This is a genomic window from Halalkalibacter hemicellulosilyticusJCM 9152, from assembly GCF_000513115.1.
Lineage (GTDB): Bacteria > Bacillota > Bacilli > Bacillales > Bacillaceae_D > Halalkalibacter > Halalkalibacter hemicellulosilyticus.
Window position 1 is genome coordinate 1 of the sequence record NZ_BAUU01000086.1, and the last position, 1,680, is coordinate 1,680.

1 protein-coding gene is annotated in these 1,680 nt (G+C 38.3%); it reads left to right on the plus strand.

What is annotated here, in order from left to right; translation table 11 throughout:
* Window positions 1-61: 61 nt before the first annotated feature.
* Window positions 62-1,680 (plus strand): glycosyltransferase family 2 protein (locus JCM9152_RS20940; RefSeq protein WP_148296572.1); only part of this gene is annotated, 1,619 nt, incomplete at its 3' end.

Genomic DNA, 1,680 nt, shown 5'->3' on the forward strand with positions numbered 1-1,680 from the left:
CTTATGTTGAGGAGCAGTTTGGGTATGGGAAGCATAAGCGGAGATTGGAGAGGTGCTTAACATGAGTCATAGTTCACAGCATGAAAGTAAGGATCAAAGAGGTCAGGATCAAATCACTACAGAGCGGGTAAATGACCTTGAAAGAACGATCCAACTACTTGAAACTGAACGTGATCAATATAGGAATAAAAGGATAAAAATGGAAAAAGAACTGATGCTTGTGAAGGGAAGCTTTGTTTATAGACAAGCATCAAGAGCATACAGGTGGTTTCAACTAGCTTATAAAGTCGCAATTAGAAAGAGATCCGTTCATGACCTTTTTAATCCCAGTTACCAGATGAAAAAAGCAAAACAGAAAATTAAAAAGGTGCGCTATCGTTTAAATGAGTTAGGCTTCACAAAGAAAGCTTTAGCCGAACTAGAACAATTATGTAACAAGTCTGATAATCCATATGTAAGGCGAATGGCAGCATGGGAATTAGCATTATGGTATGCAAGTCAATATACTATTGATGGCGCTAGGAAATCTTTGCACTTTTTAGAACAGGCCGCTGAAGGTGAGAAAAACAAAACGAATTTAAGACGAATCACTATTATAGAGGCAGAATGCTTCTTACAGTTGAATATGGAAGAAAAAGCAGAGAAAGTGATTGATGAGCAACTTCAAAAAGGAGCTCATGATGATTTGTATTTAGCAAAAGCTAATATAAAAAAAGATTTTCATGAACGGATAAGATTGATTAATCAAGTATTCGAAAATCATGGTATGATGACATTGGACTTACAACGAACAGGTTATACGTATGATGATTTAGTTGTAAATAACGATGCAACAATTCAATCAGATGAGCAGGATGAAAAAGTGACGATAATCATTCCTGTTTATAATGCTGAAAGATGTTTAAGGACTACGGTATCATCGGTTTTAAATCAAACGTGGCGTCACTTAGAGGTTTTAATTGTGGATGACTATAGTCAAGATGACACGGTTAAAATCATTGAAGAATTTCAACAGCAAGATAAACGAATTCAATTGTTAAAAAATGATATAAATAGCGGTCCTTATGTTGCGAGAAATCGAGCTTTACAAGTGGCAACAGGTGATTTTGTAACGATTAATGATGCCGATGATTGGTCCCATCCAGAAAAAATAGAACATCAAGTTAAACATTTAGTGTCAAACCCTTCAGTGGTAGCCAATACAACTGAACAAGCGCGCGCGACTGACACGCTAATGTTCTATCGTCGTGGGAGACCAGGTGAATACCTATTTGCAAACATGTCGTCACTTATGTTTCGGCGAGAACCGGTCTTGAAGCAGATTGGTTATTGGGACTCTGTTCGTTTCGGAGCAGATGGTGAGTTTAAAAAAAGATTAAAGCGAGTATTTGGTAAAGATGCAGTTGCTGATTTAAAAACAGGTCCATACTCTTTTCAGCGTCAGTCATCTCATTCATTAACGGGGAACTCTAGTTTTGGCTATCATGGTTTTTTTATGGGAGCGCGTAAAGAGTACGCTGAGCAGTATGAAACGTATCACAAAAGTGGAAAGACGTTATATTATCCATTTCCACAAGAGGAGCGACCATTCCCGGTACCGGAGCCAATGTGGCCTAAACGGGAGGACAAGCCTAATGGGAGACGGCATTTTGATGTCATCATTGCATCAGAGTTCCGTTT